At 65.1% G+C, this 17,508-nt stretch carries 13 protein-coding genes and 5 tRNA genes; 6 read left to right on the forward strand and 12 right to left on the reverse strand.

Annotated elements, in window-relative coordinates:
• Positions 1 to 31: 31 nt before the first annotated feature.
• The 9 genes from ACT7DK_RS00695 to ACT7DK_RS00735 all read right to left on the reverse strand — a co-directional run bounded on the left by ACT7DK_RS00695 (position 32) and on the right by ACT7DK_RS00735 (position 12,296).
• The gene (locus ACT7DK_RS00695; RefSeq protein WP_445395331.1) at positions 32 to 733 is read right to left on the reverse strand and encodes a glutamine amidotransferase-related protein; all 702 of its coding nucleotides are present in this window, start codon (positions 731 to 733) and stop codon (positions 32 to 34) included.
• A gap of 9 nt (positions 734 to 742) precedes the next feature.
• The gene (locus tag ACT7DK_RS00700; RefSeq protein WP_445395334.1) at positions 743 to 1,906 is read right to left on the reverse strand and encodes an iron-containing alcohol dehydrogenase; all 1,164 of its coding nucleotides are present in this window, start codon (positions 1,904 to 1,906) and stop codon (positions 743 to 745) included.
• Positions 1,907 to 1,915: 9 nt separating this feature from the next.
• On the reverse strand, positions 1,916 to 3,307 hold the full coding sequence (locus ACT7DK_RS00705) for an aldehyde dehydrogenase family protein (RefSeq protein WP_445395338.1): 1,392 nt from the start codon (positions 3,305 to 3,307) through the stop codon (positions 1,916 to 1,918).
• 16 nt (positions 3,308 to 3,323) lie between these two features.
• Positions 3,324 to 4,694, reverse strand: a complete 1,371-nt coding sequence (locus tag ACT7DK_RS00710; RefSeq protein ID WP_445395340.1) for a glutamine synthetase family protein — start codon at positions 4,692 to 4,694, stop codon at positions 3,324 to 3,326.
• A gap of 85 nt (positions 4,695 to 4,779) precedes the next feature.
• Positions 4,780 to 6,216, reverse strand: a complete 1,437-nt coding sequence (gene eat / locus ACT7DK_RS00715) for an ethanolamine permease (protein WP_445395342.1) — start codon at positions 6,214 to 6,216, stop codon at positions 4,780 to 4,782.
• Between the two features lie 194 nt (positions 6,217 to 6,410).
• Positions 6,411 to 7,373, reverse strand: coding sequence for a LysR family transcriptional regulator (locus tag ACT7DK_RS00720; RefSeq protein WP_445395344.1), 963 nt, complete (start codon positions 7,371 to 7,373; stop codon positions 6,411 to 6,413).
• Between the two features lie 115 nt (positions 7,374 to 7,488).
• A complete protein-coding gene (locus ACT7DK_RS00725) occupies positions 7,489 to 10,566 on the reverse strand; it encodes a multidrug efflux RND transporter permease subunit (RefSeq protein WP_445395346.1) in 3,078 nt (1,025 codons plus the stop codon).
• A gap of 12 nt (positions 10,567 to 10,578) precedes the next feature.
• A complete protein-coding gene (locus ACT7DK_RS00730; RefSeq protein WP_445395348.1) occupies positions 10,579 to 11,700 on the reverse strand; it encodes an efflux RND transporter periplasmic adaptor subunit in 1,122 nt (373 codons plus the stop codon).
• A 29-nt stretch (positions 11,701 to 11,729) separates the two neighbouring features.
• A complete protein-coding gene (locus tag ACT7DK_RS00735) occupies positions 11,730 to 12,296 on the reverse strand; it encodes a TetR/AcrR family transcriptional regulator (protein WP_445395350.1) in 567 nt (188 codons plus the stop codon).
• 229 nt (positions 12,297 to 12,525) lie between these two features.
• Between ACT7DK_RS00735 and ACT7DK_RS00740 the strand changes: the two genes are divergently transcribed.
• The 5 genes from ACT7DK_RS00740 (at position 12,526) to ACT7DK_RS00760 (ending at position 13,039) form a co-directional block, all read left to right on the forward strand.
• Positions 12,526 to 12,602 (forward strand) — tRNA-Arg (locus ACT7DK_RS00740).
• Positions 12,603 to 12,623: 21 nt separating this feature from the next.
• Positions 12,624 to 12,699 (forward strand) — tRNA-His (locus tag ACT7DK_RS00745).
• Positions 12,700 to 12,732: 33 nt separating this feature from the next.
• Positions 12,733 to 12,818, forward strand: a tRNA-Leu gene (locus ACT7DK_RS00750).
• Positions 12,819 to 12,835: 17 nt separating this feature from the next.
• A tRNA-Pro gene (locus tag ACT7DK_RS00755) sits at positions 12,836 to 12,912 on the forward strand.
• 35 nt (positions 12,913 to 12,947) lie between these two features.
• Positions 12,948 to 13,039, forward strand: a tRNA-OTHER gene (locus ACT7DK_RS00760).
• Positions 13,040 to 13,205: 166 nt separating this feature from the next.
• Here the strand turns inward: ACT7DK_RS00760 and ACT7DK_RS00765 are convergent.
• Positions 13,206 to 13,976, reverse strand: a complete 771-nt coding sequence (locus ACT7DK_RS00765; RefSeq protein WP_445395352.1) for an amidohydrolase — start codon at positions 13,974 to 13,976, stop codon at positions 13,206 to 13,208.
• On the reverse strand, positions 13,964 to 15,109 hold the full coding sequence (locus ACT7DK_RS00770) for a pyridoxal phosphate-dependent aminotransferase (RefSeq protein ID WP_445395354.1): 1,146 nt from the start codon (positions 15,107 to 15,109) through the stop codon (positions 13,964 to 13,966). The genes ACT7DK_RS00765 and ACT7DK_RS00770 overlap by 13 nt, the downstream gene beginning before the upstream one ends.
• A gap of 208 nt (positions 15,110 to 15,317) precedes the next feature.
• Here ACT7DK_RS00770 and ACT7DK_RS00775 point away from each other — a divergent pair, with 208 nt between their 5' ends.
• Positions 15,318 to 16,175 carry an IclR family transcriptional regulator gene (locus tag ACT7DK_RS00775; protein WP_445395356.1) on the forward strand — a complete coding sequence of 286 codons (858 nt, stop codon included), beginning with the start codon at positions 15,318 to 15,320 and terminating at the stop codon, positions 16,173 to 16,175.
• 71 nt (positions 16,176 to 16,246) lie between these two features.
• Here ACT7DK_RS00775 and ACT7DK_RS00780 read toward each other — a convergent pair whose 3' ends face one another.
• Positions 16,247 to 17,485, reverse strand: coding sequence for a saccharopine dehydrogenase family protein (locus ACT7DK_RS00780; protein WP_445395358.1), 1,239 nt, complete (start codon positions 17,483 to 17,485; stop codon positions 16,247 to 16,249).
• Positions 17,486 to 17,508 lie beyond the last annotated feature (23 nt).

Raw genomic sequence — 17,508 nt, forward strand, 5'->3', positions numbered from 1 at the left:
AGGGCCGCGCCGGCAGCCCTTGGGGGAGCCATCAGGATCTCATAAAGGCCAGTATCCAGCGGGCCAGCAACAGATCGTCCACTTCGGCGCCGAGCGAGGCCATGGCTTCCCGGTAGCGGTGGGGCGGAAAGCGCTCCTGCCGGGTGGCCATCAGATCGGCGGAGTAGGGCCGGCTGAACTCCGGGTGGCCCTGGATGCCGAGGAAGTGGTCCCGGTACTGCACCATGTAGAAGGGGCAGAAGGGGCTGCCGGCCAGCACCTCGGCGCCGGCCGGCAGCCGGCTCACCTGATCCTGGTGGCTCACCACCAGGTCCAGGGCGCGGGAAGGCGGCGTCATCCAGGGTTGGGTTTTGTCCACCTGGTTGAACGACACCCCTATGCCCCAGCCCTTGTCCGACTGCACCACTTCCCCGCCCAGGACCTTGGCCATCAGCTGGTGACCGAAGCAGATGCCCACCAGCTTGCGCCGCTCCCGGTACAGCAGGGTGACGAAGTCCGCCAGCCGGCTGACCCAGTCGTGGCCATCGTTGACCCCGTGACGACTGCCGGTGGTGATGTAGGCGTCGCAGGCCGCGGGGTGTTCCGGCAACTGGTGGTCCAGGGCGCGGTACACCACGAACTCCAGATCGTCGTCCACCGCCAGCAGCAGCCGGCGGATCATCTCGGGGTAGTTGCCGTGCCGGGGCTGAAGCTGCTCCAGCACATCGTCGCACTGCAGTATTCCTATCTTCATCGGGCCTCCTCAGCCGGCGCCGGTAATGGCCTGTCGGCAGAGCCGGGCGTATTGCTCGGCGCTGAAGGCGATAGGGTTGCTGGCGGCGGAGGGGTCCTCGGCCGCCATGGCGCCGATGCGTTCCGCCTGGTCCGGTGCAATGCCGATCTCGCCCAGGGTGGAAGGAATGCCGAGCTCGGCGCGCAGGGTCAGCACCCAGTCCATAAAGCCGTCGAAGCCGGCCTGTTCCAGCCCCAGGTAGCGGTTCAGCCGTTCGATCACCGGGGTGATCGCCTCCCGGTTGGCTTCGAGCACATAGGGCATCAAAATGGCGTTGAGCAGGCCGTGGTGGGCGTCGTACAGGGCGCCGATGGGATGGGCCAGGGCATGCATGGCCCCCAGGCCGCGCTGGAAGGCGGTGGCGCCCATGCTGGAAGCCACCAGCATCTGGCAGCGGGCCTCCAGATCCGAGCCGTCCCGCACCGCCCGCGGCAGGTACTGGTGGATCAGGCGAATGCCCTCCATGGCGATGCCTTCCGCCATGGGGTGGTAACCCGGGGCGCACAGGGCCTCCAGGTTGTGGGACAGGGCGTCCATGCCGGTGGCGGCGGTCACCTTGCCCGGCAGGCCGACGGTCAGCTCGGGATCCAGGATCACCAGGGCCGGCAGCATGGCGGGGTGGAAGATGATGCGCTTGATGTGGTTGGCCTGATCGGTGATTACCGCGGCGCGGCCCACTTCCGAGCCGGTGCCCGCGGTGGTGGGCACCGCCACCACCGGCGCCATGCCGTCCACCTTCACCCGGGTCCAGTTGTCACCCACATCCTCGAAATCCCACAGGGGCCTGTCCTGGCCGGCCATCAGGGCGATGGCCTTGCCCGCGTCCAGCGCCGAGCCGCCGCCCAGGGCGACCACGCCGTCGTGCCCGCCGGCCTGGAAGGCGGCCACCCCGGCGGCGACGTTTTCCCCGTTCGGGTTGCCCTTGATGGCGGAAAACACCGCCATCTCCAGCCCCTGCTCCCGGCAGGCGGCGAGGATGGCGGGCACCATGGGCAGGGCGGCCAGTCCCGGATCCGTCACCAGCAGCGGCGCCTTCATGCCGAGCCGGCGGCAGCCCTCGGCCAGCTCCCTGATGCGGCCCATGCCCACCCGGATCTGGGTGGGGTAATTCCAGTTGGCGACATAATGGTTCATGGCGGCTCCTCAGTGTGGCAATTTGATATGGAATGACTTGGGCCGGGTCAGGCTCTCGTAACCCAGCCGGGACAGGGTGCAGCCCCGTCCGGATTGCTTGACCCCGGTCCAGGCCAGGCCCGGGTCCAGGTAGTCGCAGCGGTTGATGAAGAAGGTGCCGGTGTGCAACTGTTCGCCAAGCGCAATGCCGGTGGCGACGTCCCGGGTGAAGATGGCGGCGGTCAGGCCGAAGTCGCTGTCGTTCATCAGGGCGACGGCTTCTTCGTCGGACTCGACCTTCTGGATACCGACCACGGGCCCGAAGGATTCCTCCGTCATCACCCGCATCCGGTGGTTCACCCCGGTGAGCACCTGGGGCGCCAGGTAGGGGGTGCCCGGCCGGTCGAGGGGAAAGTCCGCCGGGTCGATATGGGCGGTGGCCCCCTGCGCCACCGCCTCGGCGATCTGGCCGCGCACGAAGTCGGCGGCGCCGGCGCGCACCAGGGGGCCCAGGGTGGTGGCCGGATCGTCGGGCCGGCCCAGCCGGTATTCCCTGACCAGGGCCACCGCCTGCTCCACGAAGGCGTCGTACAGGCTCGCATGCACATAGATGCGCTCTATGCCGCAGCAGGACTGGCCCGAGTTGAAGAAGGCGCCGTCGATGGCGGTGGCCACCGCCTGGGCTAGGTCCGCGTCGGCCCGGACATAGGCCGGATCCTTGCCGCCCAGCTCCAGCCCGACGCCGATAAAGCGGCCGGCCGCCGCCCGCTCGACCGCGGCGCCGCCGGCCACCGAGCCGGTAAAGGCCACGTGGTCCACCTCCGGCGCCCGGATCAGGGCGCTGGTGTCGGCGTGGGACAGGTGCAGGTACTGGAACACGCCCCTGGGCAGGCCGGCTTCCTCGAAGGCCCGGGCCAGGCGTTCGGCGCACAGGGGGGTCTGGGCCGAGTGCTTGAGCAGCACGGCGTTGCCCGCCATGAGCGCCGGCATCACCGCGTTGATGGCGGTGAGATAGGGGTAGTTCCAGGGCGCGATCACCAGTACCAGGCCCAGGGGATCGCGCTGGATATACCGCTCGAAGCCCGGTTTTTCCGGCAGCCGTACCGGCGCCAGCGCCTCGCCGGCGATGTCGATCATGTAGCGGGCCCGCTCGGCCAGGCCGTCGACCTCGCCGCCGGCGTAGCGGATGGGGCGGCCCATCATCCAGCAGATTTCCTCGGCGATGGCCGCTTTCTCGGCCACCAGGGCGTCCACGGCCCGGTGGCACAGGGCCGCCCGCTCGGCCAGGGGCAGCCGGCGCCAGTGCGCCTGGGCCGCCTTGCCCAGGCGCAGGGCCTCGGCGATGTCATTCGGCCCGGCGAAGGGGCGTTCCACGTAGACGCTGCCGTCCACGGGGGAGAGGGTCTGTACCTTGTCGTTCATAGGGGCTCCCGTCGGCTCAGATGATTTCGAAATAGCGATCCAGTTCCCAGTCGGTGATGTGCTTGCGGAATTCCCGCTCTTCCCATTCCCGGGTGGCGGCGAAATGCTCCACGAAGGCATCGCCGAACAGCTCCCGGGCGGCTTCCGACCGCTTCAGCCGCTGGGCGGCTTCCCACAGGGTGCGCGGCAGCTGGCGCGACTCCGGCTGCTGCTCGGCGTAGGCGTTGCCCTGGATGGGATCATCGGGTTCCAGTTGGTGCCGGATGCCGTACAGGCCCGCGGCCAGGGCGGCGGCCAGCGCCAGGTAGGGGTTGGCGTCGGCCGCGCCCAGACGGTATTCCACTCGCTGGCTCTTGGCGCTGCCGGGGATCACCCGCAGCGCCGTGGTGCGGTTCTCTACGCCCCAGGTGGCCTCGGTCGGGGCCCAGAAGCCGGGGATCATGCGGCTGTAGCTGTTGACGGTGGGCGCTATCATGGCCAGGAATTCCGGCATCAGCTGCTGCTGGCCGGCGATGAAGTGGCGCTGCAGTCGGCTCATGTTGTGGGGCTGCTCCGGATCGTGGAAGACGTTGGCGCCCTGGCGGTCGTACAGCGACATGTGGATATGGCCGCTCTGGCCCGGGTAGTCGTTCGACCACTTGGCCATGAAGGTGGCCATCAGCTTGTTGCGCTGGGCCAGCACCTTGATGAAGGTCTTGAACAGGGCGCCCTTGTCGGCGGCCTGCTCGGCGCCGTCGACGGCGATGGCCGCCTCCAGCACCCCGGGGCCGGTTTCGGTATGCAGCCCCTCGATGGGAAAGTCCATCCGTTCGCCCAGGTCGATGATCTGGTGATAGAGATCGGCGTGCACCGAGTTGCGCAGCACCGAGTAGCCGAACCAGTCCGGGGTGAGGGGCTCCAGGTTGCGAAAGCCCTTCTGGCGCACCGACTCCGGGGTCTCCTTGAACATAAAGAACTCGTATTCCAGCGCCGCCCTGGCGCTGAATCCCATCTCGTCGGCCAGGGCCAGCACCCGGCGCAGGGTGCCGCGCGGGCAGATGGCTTCGGCATCGCCGGCGAATTCGCACAAGAACAGCAGCATGTTGTCCTCCAGCGGCAGTTCCCGGCAGCTGTGGGGCAGGATGCGCACCTGGGCGTCCGGGTAGCCGTTGTGCCAGCCGGTGTAGCTGACGTTGTCGTACAGCTGATCCTTGGAGTCCCAGCCCAGCACCACACTGCAGAAGGCGAAGCCCCCTTCCAGTGCCGAGAAAAACTTCTCCTTGCTCATGTATTTGCCGAGCAGTACGCCGTCCTGGTCGAAAATCCCCACCTTGACATGGCTGAGGCCGCGCTCTTCGACTATCCGGCGGGCCTGTTCGGCGGTGGTTACCTGTCTTGGGTCTAGCATGGTGTCTTACCTCGGTTCCTTGTCGGTCGGGGCGCCAAACTCACTCTGGCGCCGTCCGGACCCGGTCTGGCCGGGTCCGTCTGGGTTATTGCAATTCGGCCTCGGCCCGGGCAATGGCGGCGAACTCCTCTTCCGGCGCCTGGGCCACCAGCCGCTTGCGGCTGAAGAAAAAGAAGTAGCCGATCATCAAGATATAGAAGAGGGCCGACCACAGCGCCGCCTCCACGCTCACCACGAAGGTGGAGGCGAAGGCGACGACGGCCAGCACCAGGGCGATGCCGGTGGTGACGATGCCCCCGGGGGTGCGGTAGGGGCGTGCCAGTTCGGGCTCGCGCAGGCGCAGCACTATGTGGGACAGCATCATCATGGCGTAGGACAGGGTGGCGCCGAACACCGCCATGGTGATCATCAGGTCGCCCTCGCCGCTCAGGGACAGGATGAAGCCGAGGATGCCGGGCACGATCAACGCCAGGGTCGGCACCTTGCGTTTGCCGGTCAGCGACAGGCTGCGGGGCAGGTAGCCGGCCCGGGACAGGGCGAACACCTGGCGGGAATAGGCATAGATGATGGAGAAAAAGCTGGCGATGAGCCCGGCCAGGCCGACCAGGTTGACGAAGGCGGCCAGGCGGGAGTCGGCGCCGTAAACGGCCTGTAGGGCGCCGACCAGGGGCGCGCCGTGCCCCTGCATCGCATCGGCACCGGCGGCGCCCGGTGCGAGGAACAGCACGCAGCCGCCGAACACCAGCAGGATCAGCATGGCGGTGATGATGCCCCGCGGCATGTCCCGGGCCGGATCGCCGGCCTCTTCCGCCGCCAGCGGCACCCCTTCCACCGCCAGGAACAGCCACATGGCGAAGGGCAGGGCGGCCCAGATGCCCATGTACCCCTGGGGCAGGAAGCCGGAGGCCCCCGGGGCGTCCGGGTTGACGGCGATGGTGAACAGGTTGTCCCACTGGAAGTGGGGGATCAGCCCGAGAATAAACACCAGTATGGCCACCGCCGCCAGGGCGGTGATGCCGAGCATGATCTTCAGGGCCTCGCCCGCGCCCCACAGGTGGATGCCGACGAACACCGCGTAAAACAGGGCATAGACCAGGGGGCCGTCCCAGCCGAACAGCTCGTGCACGTAGCCGCCGATAAAGATGGCGATGGCCGCCGGCGCTATGGCGTATTCGAGCAGGATGGCGGTGCCGGTGAGGTAGCCGCCCCAGGGGCCGAAGGCCCGGCGGGCGAAGCTGTAGCCGCCGCCGGCGGTGGGCAGGGAGGAAGACAGCTCGGCCAGCCCCAGCACCATGCAGCTGTACATGATGGCCATCAGCAGGGTGGCCAGCAGCATGCCGCCGAAGCCGCCCTGGCCCAGGCCGAAGTTCCAGCCGGCGAAGTCGCCGGAAATCACGTAGGAGACCCCCAGGCCGGCCAGCAGGATCCAGCCGGCGGCGCCTTTCTTCAGCTGGCGCTTCTCCAGGTAGTCCCGGGAGACCGAATCGTAGGAGACCGCTGTGGTACGTTCAAACTCAGACATAACTCACCCTCATCCGTTGTGGTGTGTTCGTTGGGTCGAAGACAGGCAGACATCGAACCGACAACCCGCTGCATTCCTTGCGTGTCTTTCGCGTCGGGGGTCAGTCTAAAACGGGGTGAGAACCTTGCTCAACAAGCATCACTCACGCTGGCCGGCACACCATAAGTTTTATAAATAGTGTTTATTTTTCAATGTTATAGATCGCATATCTCGACGTTGTCTCCCAGCCAGGGCAGGTGCCCGGCCATGGCCGGCATAAATTCCTGCAGCAAAATCTGGCGGATATCGGAGGCGATGACCAGGGGCAGCTCGTGCAGCTCGTCCCGGCGGGTGACCAGGGTGAGGTTGCGGTAGAAATGGCCGCCGGGGATGGGCACGCAGCGTACCTGGGGCAGCCAGATCCCGCTCTGGAACAGGCACAGGGGGGTGGTGATGGTCCAGCCCAGGCCGGCGGCCACCATCGACAACACCGCGTAGCTGTTGTCCATCACCAGCCGGTGCGGCGGCTCGACCCGGCGGTAGCGCAGGTGGCGTTCGATGCGCTGGCCGATCAGGGAATGGGCGGGGTAGCGGACGAAGTCCAGCTGTTTGAGCAGGGTACCCAGTTGCCGGCTGTCGCCGCCGAACTCCTTGGGCAGCACCAGCACGAAGGGCTCGCGCAGTATGCGGTAGCGGCTCAGCTCGGGGTAATCCATCAGGGCGTCGTCGGAGATGATGATGTCCACATGGCGGGACAGCAGCGCCTCGCCGTGCATGTGGGACAGGCCCGTGGTCATGGACCACTGCTCGGTATGGCGCTTGACCGCATCGGCCAGGGGCTTGCCCACGGCGGTGGCCAGGGAGTCGACCAGGGCGATGCGCACATGGCGCAGCTTGTCGAAGCGACCCTTCTGCATGGCCTTGCTGGTGGCCTTGGCTTCCTGCAGCAACTGGCTGGCTCGGTCGTAGAAGAAGCGGCCGGCCCGGGTGATCTCCAGCGGCCTGACCGAGCGGTCCAGCAGCCGGGTGTTGAGGTTCTTTTCCAGGTTGGACAGGCTTTGGGAGATGGAAGACTGGGTCATGCCGAGCCGTTCGGCGGCGGCGGTCATATTGCCGCTGTCCACTATGTGTACGAACACTTCCAGCGCCCGCAGATCGAAACCGAAAGAGTGATGCATGGCCTTCTATCGTCGTTCCCTAACAGGGCTTCACTGTAGCCGCTGGCCCGGTCCGGGTCGATAAAAAACCAAAAGGGCCGCGCGAGGCAGCCCTTTGTCATAGGCACTTACCCGGTCAATGGTTGCCCAGCGCCTTGGGGGCCAGCTCTTCGTCGAACACCGGCAGCGGCTTGTGGCGGGAAGCCAGGAAGGTGTAGATCACCGGCAACACGAACAGGGTGAACAGGGTGCCGATGCTCAGGCCGGAGACGATGACGATGCCCATGCCGAAGCGGGAATAGGCGCCGGCGCCCACCGCAAACAGCAGCGGTATCAGGCCCGCCACCATGGCGGCGGTGGTCATCAGGATGGCGCGCAGGCGGATGCGGGCGGCGATGCGGATCGCCTCCGTCCTGTCCCGGCCTCGGTGCAGCTGCTCTTCCTTGGCCACCTCGCACATCAGTATGCCGTGCTTGGTGATGATGCCCACCAGGGTGATCAGGCCCACCTGGGTATAGATGTTCATGGTGGCCAGGCCCCAGGCCAGGGCGATCAGGGCGCCGGAAATGGCCAGGGGCACCGACACCATGATCACCAGGGGATCGCGCACGCTCTCGAACTGGGATGCCAGCACCAGGAAGATGATGAACAGCGCCAGCAGGAAGGTCATGTACAGGGCGTTGCCCTCGGTCACGAACTGGCGGGCGGCGCCCAGGTAGTCGTGGTTGTAGCCGGTGGGCAGCTGGGCGGTGACCTCCTGCTCCAGGAAGCCGATGGCGTCGCCCATGGACACGCCCGGCGTCAGCACGGCGCCGATGGTGGCCGAGTTCAGCTGGTTGTAGTGGGGCAGGGCGCGGGGCTGGGCCTCCATGGTGATGGACAGCAGGTTGGCCAGGGGCACCATGTCGCCGTTGTGGGCGCGCACATGGTAGTCCTTGATGGAGTCCGGGTTCAGCCGGTGCTCACGGGTCACCTGGGGGATCACCTCGTAGCTGCGGCCACCCAGATCCACCCGGTTGACGTAGGCGTCGCTCATCATGGTGGACAGGGTGACGGCGATGTCCTGCATGGTCACCCCGTAGGCGCCGGCCTTGTCCCGGTTCACCGCTATCTTCATGGTGCCGGAGTCGAACGCCAGATCCAGTTCGCTGTAGATGAACAGCGGGCTCTGGCTCACCTTCTGCAGCACGTCCGCCGCCACTTCATACAGGCTTTCGAAGCTGTTGGGGGTGGTCAGCACATACTGCACCGGCAGGCCGCTGGAGGCGCCGGGCAGCTCGGGGAACTCGAAGGCGCTGATGGCCACCGCCGGGATCTCCTGCAGCGGCGGGGTCAGGCGTTCGATCACCGCTTTCTGGGCATCCCGCTGGCTCCAGGGCTTGAGCACCGCCACCGCCAGGCCCTGGTTGGCATTGGGCACACCGGAAATGGTGAGCGAGGTGCTCATGGCATCGTCCTGGTTCAGCACCTCCACCGCCTTGCGCATGTTGTTCTCGATGTAGTCGAGGTTGGCGGTGTTGGGCGCCTTGGCCATCATCAGGAAGGCGCCGCGGTCCTCATTGGGCGCCAGTTCGCTGGGGATGAAGCTGAACAGCACCGGCAGCGAGCCGAACACCAGCACCGCGAAGGCGATCACCACCGGGCGCTTGCCCAGCACCGCGTCCAGCATGGCGGAATAGCGCTCGGTCAGCTTCTCCAGGGTGTTCTCCACCCCGCGCTCGAAGCGGTTGGGGTTGAGGTGGGGCTTGAGCAGCTTGGAGCACATCATGGGCGACAGGGTCAGCGCCACCACGCCGGAGATGAACACCGCGCCGGCCAGGGTCAGGGCGAACTCCTTGAACAAGGATCCGGTGATGCCGCTCATCAGGGCGATGGGGGCGTACACCGCGGCCAGGGTGATGGTCATGGTGATCACCGGCAGGGCGATTTCCCGGGTGCCGAGAATGGCGGCCCGGTAGGGATCTTCCCCGGCCTTGATATGGCGGTCGACGTTTTCCACTACCACGATGGCGTCGTCCACCACCAGGCCGATGGCCAGCACCATGGCCAGCAGCGTCATCAGGTTGATGCTGAAGCCGAACAGGTTCATCAGTACGGCCACGCCCACCAACGATAGCGGGATGGTGATGATGGGGATCAGCACCGCCCGGAACGAGCCCAGGAACAGGGTGATCACCACCACCACGATCAGCGAGGCCTCGAGGATGGTCTTGACCACTTCGAAGATGGACTCGTTGATGGCGTCGGTGGCGTCGTACAGCAGCTTCATCTTGATGGTGTCGGGCATGTTGCGCTCGAGGTCGGGCAGCATGTCGCGCACGTTGGCGGCCACGTCCAGCGGGTTGGCGGAGGGCGTGGGATCCACCCCGATGATCACCGCCGACTCGCCGTCGGCCAGGGCGCGCACCACGTCACGACTCTTCTCCAAGGACACCTGGGCCAGGTCGCGCAGCCGCACCACGGCGTCGTCCCGGGTGGCGATGACCAGGGATTCCAGCGCCTCGGTGCTGTCCACCTGGGAGTTGATGTCGCTGTTGTAGAGCATGAAATAGCCGGTGGACTGGCCGGCGGCGGCCTGGTAGTTGTTGGCCTGCAGCACCGAGAGGATCTCGGTGGCGGTGAGCTGGTAGGCGGCCATGCGCAGCGGGTCCAGCCAGATGCGCAGGGCGAACTTGGAGCCGCCGAACAGGTTGAGCTTGGCCACCCCGTCCACCGAGTAGAACTGGGGCCGGACCACCCGCTCCAGGTAGTCGTTGATCTCGGAGGAGTTGAGCCGCTCGCTGCTGAAGGAGATGTACATGATGGAGGTGGAAGCCCCCGTGGTCATCTCCAGGCTGGGATCTTCCGACTCCCGCGGCAGCTGCGAACGCACCGAGTTGACCCGGGCGAGAATGTCCGACAGGGCCGCGTTGGGATCGGTGTTCAGCTTCATCTGCACCGTGATCTGCGAGCTGCCCATGCTGCTGGTGGAGCTCATGAAGTCGATGTTGTCGGCCTGGGCGATGGCCTGCTCCAGCGGCTGGGTGATAAAGCCCTGCACCAGATCGGCGCTGGCGCCGTAGTAACCGGTGGATACCGTGATAACGGTGTTGGTCATCTCCGGGTATTCCCGCACCTGCATTTTCTGCAGGGCCTGCAGCCCCAGCAGCACGATCAGCAGGCTGATCGAGACGGCCAGCACCGGCCGCCGGATAAAGATATCGGTAAAGCGCATGAGGTTCTCCGCTTACAGCATGGGAATGGACTCGGGGGTATCCAGCGCATCGCTGTCTACCGGCCGGACCCGGCTGCCGTTGGACAGCCGGACCTGTCCCGACGTCACCACCCGTTCGCCGGCGTTGAGGCCGCTGGTCACCCGGGCGAACTCGGCCTCCCGGTCGGTCACTTCCACCACCCGCTGCCGGGCCACCAGCACGCTGTCGCCGTCGTCGGTCTGCTGTTCTTCCACCACGTACACGGTCTGGCCGTAGAGGGTGAAGTTGATGGCGTGCTGGGGCAGCAGTATCTGCTCGCTCAGCGGCGGCAGTTTGACGTCCAGCTTGGCGAACATGCCCGAGCGCAGCTTGCCGTCCTGGTTGGGGATGCTGGCCTGCACCTGCACCACCCCGGACTCCAGGTTGACCGCCGGTTCGATGGCGGTGATCTCGCCCTCGAAGGGGGTGTCCGGATAGGCATCCACGAAGATGTTCAGGGCCTGGCCCACTTCGATCTCGGCGAGCCGGGTCTGGGGAATGGTGAAGCGGATACGGAACTGGCTGATGTCCTCCAGCCGGGCGATGTCGGTGCCGGCGTTCAGGTACTGGCCGAGAAAGACGTTGCGAATGCCGGTGGTGCCGTCGAAGGGAGCGCGGATGGTGCGCCGCTCTATGGTGGCCCGGAGCGAGTCGATCTGTCCCTGCAGTTCGCGATAGCTGGCCTCGGCCTCGTCCAGCTGGCCCTTGGACACCGAGCCCCGGGCGAATAGCTGGCGCATCCGTTCCAGGTTGGCCTGCACCGAGGGCAGGCGGCCCTGGGCGCTGCGCAGGTTGGCTTTTTCCACGTCGGCGTCCAGCTCCACCAGCACGTCGCCGGTGTTCACCTGCTGGCCGGATTCGAAGTGGATGGCGCGGACGATGCCGGCGGACTCGTTGCTGAGGCTGATGCCCTGGATCGGCTCGATAAAGCCGATGGCGGCGATGCTGGGGGTCCAGTCCCGGGTTTCCACCTCGGTCAGCGTGACCGGAAAACTGGGCACCGGCATGTTGGCGAAATACTGGGCCATCATCTTCTGTTTGAACAGGTTAAAGCCGATAACGCTGCCGAAGATAAGGATCACTAGCAGCAGCATGGACAGGGTCCATCTCTTCATTTGGTTACTCCCGCGATTGTTTTTAAGTGTTAGCGTTTTAGAATGGCGTTCCAGCTGGCATCGATCAGCTGTTCGTACAGCTCTTCACTGAGTTCGATGCAGCCCTTGGCGTGCTTCTGGGACAGCAGCAGCAGGTTCTCCAGCGCCAAAAAGCCCAGCAGCTCTGCGGGAATATCCCGGAAGATCCCCGCCTCGCGGCCCCGTTCGAAAAACTCGAAAATAGGCTTGAAGTAGCGATCGTCCATCCGCTTGTCCTCTTCCCGATCGAACAGGGGGGAAGCTTCGTACTGCACCCGATAGAGCAGGCAGTCCGGGTTGTCCAGCAGGTAGTGGATACAGTTCAGCCACAGGGTGCGGAACTGCGGGTAACCGGGCTGGCCGAGATCGACGTCTTTCTGGATGGCCAGCGAAACCACCCGCATGCGCTCCTCGTGGACACAGCGCAACAGGGTTTCCTTGCTGGCGAAGTAGCGATAGATGGTGCCGGTGGCCACCTCGGCGTGCTTGGCCACCAGGTGCATCGACATGCCCTGGAATCCGTAGTGGGCGATCAGGGTCTCTGCCGCATTCAGTATGCGTTCACGTTTATCCGACATAAGGTTCAGGATTGTCCGGTTCCGTTTGCTCATGAATGAACGTTCATTCATTTTGGGGGATTGTAGGTCTTTCCCGCCATAAGTCAATTGCTCCGCCTTGGGCCTTGCGCAAGTTTAGCCAAAAAAAGCAGCACTCTGATGACAAAAGCGGCAGGTGATACTTTATTATAAAAAAATGCTGGACAAGGCAGGGGGGAGAATCTTAGTATTCGCTCCGTCCAAATACAGAGCGCCCGTAGCTCAGCTGGATAGAGCGCTGCCCTCCGGAGGCAGAGGTCACAGGTTCGAATCCTGTCGGGCGCGCCATCTGGTAATGGACAAAATGTGGTGACCGTAGCTCAGTTGGTAGAGTCCCGGATTGTGATTCCGGTTGTCGCGGGTTCGAGCCCCGTCGGTCACCCCAGTTTCAGGCCAAGGCCTGGAAGCAGTAAACAATGCGAGGGTGGCGGAATTGGTAGACGCGCTAGCTTCAGGTGTTAGTGTCCTTCGGACGTGGGGGTTCAAGTCCCCCCCTTCGCACCACTGCTTCACAAACAACACGGCGTTTAGCGCAGCCTGGTAGCGCATCTGGTTTGGGACCAGAGGGTCGCAGGTTCGAATCCTGCAACGCCGACCATTATTGAGCCGACTTTAAGTCGGTTTTTTTGTTTCCGGCGTTTAGCGCAGCCTGGTAGCGCATCCGTGTTTTGAATATGAGCGGGACCGGAGGGTTTTCTCAGGTTCGAATCCTGCAACGCCGACCATTATTGAGCCGACTTTAAGTCGGTTTTTTTGTTTCCGGCGCCGCCAAGAATAAAACGAGGCCGCAACCGACGCTGTCGGTTGCGGCCTTTGTCGTTATGGGCGCGCCCGGCGACCGGGCTTCCCGGCCTGGGCCCGGCTCTCTTGCCATCCATCGCCTCAGCGGCGCTACTCGAGCCGGAAGTCGTCCGCGTCCATCCAGGCCGGAAAGCGCTCCCGGTAGTCGCGCAACTCGGCCAGGCTGAGGCCGGCCTGCAACACGGCGGCCTGGTGGTCGCCGGCCTTGTCCAGCACCTCGCCCTGGGGGGAGAGGATCAGGCTGTTGCCGCTGTAGCTCAGGCCGTTGGGATCCTGGCCGACCCGGTTGCAGCCGGCCACGAAGGCCTGGTTCTCGATGGCGCGGGCGGTAAGCAGGGCGGTCCAGTGCCGGGCCCGGGGCGCCGGCCAGTTGGCCACATAGAGCGCCAGATCGTAGTCGTTGCGGTTGCGCGACCACACCGGAAAGCGCAGGTCGTAGCAGACTTGCGGCAGTATCCGAAAGCCCTTCCATTCCACTATCACCCTGTCCTTGCCCGGCCGGTAGAGCTCGTGCTCGCCGGCCATGCGGAACAGGTGGCGCTTGTCGTAGCGATGCACCCGGCGGTGGGGATCCACCAGCAGGAAGCGGTTGACCGCCCCCTGGCCGGTAGCGAGCGCCACGCTGCCGCCGATCATGGCCTGCAGCCGCTGGGCGTGATCGTGCAGCCAGTCGATCACCTCCTCTTCCGGCAGGGCATGGCGGGGGGCGTCCATGGCGAAGCCGGTGGTGAACATCTCCGGCAGCAGGATCAGATCCTGGCCGTGCAGCTCGGCCAGCAGCTCGTCGAAATGGGCCAGGTTGGCCGGGCCGTCGTGCCAGTGCAGGGGCTGCTGCAGCAGGCTGAGGTTCAGAGTCGGCATAGGCGGGCTCCCGCTTCGTCCAGGGTATCGTCTTGCTTAGCAAAGCATAGCCGAACCAGCTTGTGGGGGAAGGGGCCGGCGCAGAACACCGACAGCGGGATGGCGGCCACCCCGGCGTGCTCGGTCAGCCAGCGGGCGAAGGCCAGATCGTCCAGCTCGCTGATGGCGCCGTAGTCCACCAGCAGGAAGTAGGTGCCGAGGCTCGGCAGCACCTTGAAACGGCTGCCCGCCAGCGCCCGGGCGAAGCGGTCCCGCTTCGCCCGGTAGAAGTCCGGCAACTGCCGCCAGTGTTCGGGATCGGCCTCGAGCATGTCCGCCAGGGCCAGCTGGGCCGGGGTGTTGACCGAGAAGGTAAGGTACTGGTGCACCTTGCGCAGCTCCTCGGTGAGGGCCGGCGGCGCTATGGCGTAGCCGACCTTCCAGCCGGTCATGTGATAGGTCTTGCCGAAGGAGGAGACGGCGATGGCCCGTTCCCGCAGGTTGGGGTGATGCAGCACGCCGAGGTGGCCGGCCGGGGTAAAGCAGATGTGTTCGTAGACCTCGTCGCTCAGCACGAAGATGTCGTGATCGGCGATGGCCTGCCACAGCTGGTTGAAGTCGTCCGCCTGCCAGGCGGTGGCGGTGGGGTTGTGGGGCGTGTTGACGATCACCAGCCGGGTGCGCGGGCTCAGGTTCGCCCGGAACTGCGCCCAGTCGGGCCGGAACCCGGGCGGGCTGAGCGGCAGCCGCACCAGGCTGCCGCCGGCCAGGGTCACCGCCGGGGCGTAGCTGTCGTAGCTGGGATCGAAGCACACCACCTCGTCGCCGGGGCGTACCAGGGCGGTGATGGCGGCGTAGAGCGCCTCGGTGGCGCCGGCGGTGATGGTGATCTCCCGCTCCGGATGAGGCTCCAGGCCGTGCTGCAGCCGGACCTTGGCGGCGATGGCCCGGCGCAGGGCCGGGACGCCGGCCATGGGGGCGTACTGGTTGGCGCCGCTCGCCACATGGTGGGCCAGCCGCTCCTTCAGGTAGGCGGGGCCGTCGAAGTCGGGAAAGCCCTGGGACAGGTTGATGGCGCCATGTTCGGCGGCGAGGGCGCTCATCCGGGTGAAAATGGTGATGCCCAGGTCGGGCAGTTTGCTGTCCGGGATCATGGAGTACTCCTTGTCGGCTGATGACGGCAATATAGCAGAGCCGTCCCATTTGGCAATCGAGACGTTTGGATGGCTATGTCCTTGCTGCAGTGCGGAAAAAAGCGCAGGGGCGGGGCGTGATCCTGCCGCCATAACCGGGTCATCGGCGCGACTTGGCGGCGAATTCACCCTACAATAGCGCCAGGTCTCTGTATTCCGCGGGTTTCCCATGGCTGAAGAAATAAAGAACAAAAAACCGAAAACCACCAAGCAAAGCAGCGCCACCCAGGTGCAGTCCCTGTCCCGCGCCCTGTTGCTGCTGGAGCGGCTGGCCGCTTCCGGCATGGGCATGTCGCTGACCGAAGTGGCCGGCAGCCTGGGGCTGGCGCCCTCCACCGCCCACCGCCTGCTCAACAGCCTGCGCAGCCATGAGTTCGTCGACGTGGACGAGGCCCAGGGGCTGTGGAGCATCGGCGTCAACGCCTTTTCCATCGGCAACGCCTACCTCAAGAAGCGGGACTTCATCGCCCAGGCCCGGCCCTTCATGAAACGGCTGGTGGCGGAAACCGGCGAAACCTCCAACCTGGCGATACTGGAGAAAAACAGCGTGGTCTATGTGGGCCAGGTGGAATCGCCCCAGACCATGCGCATGGTGGTCTCGCTCGGCAGCCGTTCGCCGCTGCACGCCTCCGGCGTGGGCAAGGCGCTGCTGTCGGTGATGCCGCGTAAGGAGGCCCTGGAGATCATCCGCAAGACCGGCATGGCCTCCTTCACCGATCACACCATCACCACCCCCAGTCAGTTCGAGCAGGAGCTGAACAAGATCAGCCAGCAGGGCTACTCCCTGGACGACGAGGAGCAGTTCGAAGGCCTGCGCTGCATCGCCGCCAATATCTACAACGAGTACGGCGAGGCGGTGGCCGCCATTTCCATTTCGGGGCCGGCGGTGCGGGTGAAGTGGGAACGTATTCCCATGCTCAGCGCCCTGGTGATGGACGCCGCCCGGGAAGTGACCAAGGCCATCGGCGGCCGGGCGCCGGAAACCAGCCGGCAGCCGGCAGCCGGCAGCCGGAGGGTGCAGGGGTAAATTCGACCCCGGGGGAGCGCAAACAAAAAAGGCCAGTCCGCAGACTGGCCTTTTGCATGGGTAAACCGGGCTCAGAAACTCAGCGGCCGGTCGCCCTGTTCGTCCTTGATCCGGGTCGGCAGGCCCATTTCGTTGAGCAGGTTGATGAAGGGCTTGGGATCCAGCTCTTCCACGTTGGCCATGTGCTTCACGTCCCACTCGCCGGTGGCGATCAGCAGGGCGGCGGCCACCGGCGGCACGCCGGCGGTGTAGGAGATGCCCTGGCTGCCCACTTCGGCATAGGCCTCGGCGTGGTCGGCCACGTTGTAGATGAACACTTCCTTGTCCTTGCCGTCCTTCTTGCCCTTCACCTGGTCACCGATGCAGGTCTTGCCGCTGTAGGTGGGCGCCAGGGAGGCGGGATCCGGCAGCACGGCCTTGACCACCTTGAGCGGTACCACTTCCAGGCCCTCGGCGGTGGTTACCGGCTGCTCGGACAGCAGCCCCAGGTTCTTCAGCACGGTGAACACATTGATATAGTGCTCGCCGAAGCCCATCCAGAAGCGCACGTTGGGCACGCCCAGGGTCTGGGACAGGGAATGCACCTCGTCGTGGCCGGTCATGTAGCTGGTCTGGCTGCCCACCACCGGCAGATCGTCGGTACGCTTCACCTCGAACATCCGGTTCTGCACCCACTCGCTGTTCTGCCAGGACCACACCCGGCCGGTGAACTCGCGGAAGTTGATCTCCGGATCGAAGTTGGTGGCAAAGTAGCGACCGTGGCTGCCGGCGTTGATGTCGATGATGTCGATGGAGTCGACGCTGTCGAAATACTCCTTCACGGCCACGGCGGCATAGGCGTTGACCACGCCCGGATCGAAGCCCACGCCCAGGATGGCGGTGATGCCCTTGTCGGCGCAGATGGCCTTGCGCTTCCATTCGTAGTTGGCATACCAGGGCGGATTTTCGCAGATCTTGGCCGGATCCTCGTGGATGGCGGTGTCGAGGTAGGCGGCGCCGGTTTCGATACAGGCCTGCAGCACCGACATATTGACGAAAGCCGATCCGACATTGATCACCAGTTGCGACTGTGTTTTGTCAATCAATGCCTTGGTGGCTGCGATGTCGAGCGCATCCAGGGCATGGGCTTGCAATTCACCGGCAACCTTGAGGCTGCCCTTTTCCCGCACGCTGTCGACGATTTTCTGGCATTTCTCGACAGTACGCGAAGCGATATGGATGTTCCCCAGCACGTCGTTATGCTGCGCACACTTGTGCGCGACCACCTGGGCGACACCTCCGGCACCAATAATCAGAACGTTTTTCTTCATTTTTTTCCTCTAACCGCCTCCTT

Source organism: Zobellella sp. An-6, from assembly GCF_052487945.1.

Bases quoted from the DNA above. Each gene is read 5' to 3' on its own strand.
- ACT7DK_RS00695 (WP_445395331.1), bottom strand. From the start codon at position 733: ATGAAGATAGGAATACTGCAGTGCGACGATGTGCTGGAGCAGCTTCAG.
- ACT7DK_RS00700 (WP_445395334.1), bottom strand. From the start codon at position 1,906: ATGAACCATTATGTCGCCAACTGGAATTACCCCACCCAGATCCGGGTG.
- ACT7DK_RS00705 (WP_445395338.1), bottom strand. From the start codon at position 3,307: ATGAACGACAAGGTACAGACCCTCTCCCCCGTGGACGGCAGCGTCTAC.
- ACT7DK_RS00710 (WP_445395340.1), bottom strand. From the start codon at position 4,694: ATGCTAGACCCAAGACAGGTAACCACCGCCGAACAGGCCCGCCGGATA.
- eat (WP_445395342.1), bottom strand. From the start codon at position 6,216: ATGTCTGAGTTTGAACGTACCACAGCGGTCTCCTACGATTCGGTCTCC.
- ACT7DK_RS00720 (WP_445395344.1), bottom strand. From the start codon at position 7,373: ATGCATCACTCTTTCGGTTTCGATCTGCGGGCGCTGGAAGTGTTCGTA.
- ACT7DK_RS00725 (WP_445395346.1), bottom strand. From the start codon at position 10,566: ATGCGCTTTACCGATATCTTTATCCGGCGGCCGGTGCTGGCCGTCTCG.
- ACT7DK_RS00730 (WP_445395348.1), bottom strand. From the start codon at position 11,700: ATGAAGAGATGGACCCTGTCCATGCTGCTGCTAGTGATCCTTATCTTC.
- ACT7DK_RS00735 (WP_445395350.1), bottom strand. From the start codon at position 12,296: ATGTCGGATAAACGTGAACGCATACTGAATGCGGCAGAGACCCTGATC.
- ACT7DK_RS00765 (WP_445395352.1), bottom strand. From the start codon at position 13,976: ATGCCGACTCTGAACCTCAGCCTGCTGCAGCAGCCCCTGCACTGGCAC.
- ACT7DK_RS00770 (WP_445395354.1), bottom strand. From the start codon at position 15,109: ATGATCCCGGACAGCAAACTGCCCGACCTGGGCATCACCATTTTCACC.
- ACT7DK_RS00775 (WP_445395356.1), top strand. From the start codon at position 15,318: ATGGCTGAAGAAATAAAGAACAAAAAACCGAAAACCACCAAGCAAAGC.
- ACT7DK_RS00780 (WP_445395358.1), bottom strand. From the start codon at position 17,485: ATGAAGAAAAACGTTCTGATTATTGGTGCCGGAGGTGTCGCCCAGGTG.